The organism is Lentzea miocenica (assembly GCF_033949945.1).
In the GTDB taxonomy this organism is placed as follows: domain Bacteria; phylum Actinomycetota; class Actinomycetes; order Mycobacteriales; family Pseudonocardiaceae; genus Lentzea; species Lentzea miocenica.
In genome coordinates this window covers 1-671 of sequence record NZ_JAXAVW010000108.1, presented here as the reverse complement: position 1 = coordinate 671, position 671 = coordinate 1, and the positions used below count along the sequence as shown (strand labels likewise).

The following is a 671-nucleotide window of genomic DNA, read 5'->3' as shown; positions in this document are numbered from 1 at the left end:
GCGCAGACCGGTGCGCAGATGCGGCAGCTCACCAACCGTGTGGTGATGCGCGTCGATCCCGAAGGCCACAAGGCCCGCGCCGAGGAACGCAAGAAGCAGCGCTGCACCGGCATCGACTCGTTGGAGGACGACATGGCCCGCATCTGGGCGTTCCTGCCCGCGCACCTGGCCGCCGCCTGCTCCGCCCGCGTCGACGCGATCGCCCAGCAGGTCAAGACGCCGCAGGACCCGCGCACGCTCGACCAAGTCCGCGCTGACGTGTTCGCCGACCTGCTGCTCGCCACCCCCGACAAGGCCAGCGCCGTCAAGGTCGAGCTCTACGTGACCGTCTCCGCAGCCACCCTGATGGGCCTGTCCGAGCAGCCCGGCGAACTCGCCGGCTACGGCCCCATCACCCCCGGCCTGGCCCGCGAGCTGGCCGGTGACGCGACCTGGCGCCGCCTGCTCACCGACCCGGCCACCGCCGAAGCCCTCGAATTCGGCACCAGCACCTACCGCCCACCGGCGGCGCTGCGCCGGTTCGTCTGGACCCGAGACCGAACCTGCCGCTTCCCCGGCTGCACGCGCCCGTCACACAAGTCCGAACTGGACCACACGATCCCATTCCCGGTGGGCTCAACTTCAGCGGACAACCTCGGCGCGTTCTGCAAACGCCACCACCGCGTAAAACA

Annotated in this window: 1 protein-coding gene; it reads left to right on the top strand. The window is 70.5% G+C overall.

Annotation, left to right across the window (positions count from 1 at the left end):
• Positions 1-45: 45 nt before the first annotated feature.
• On the top strand, positions 46-671 hold a 626-nt coding region (locus SK803_RS46415), incomplete at its 3' end, for an HNH endonuclease signature motif containing protein (protein WP_319972651.1).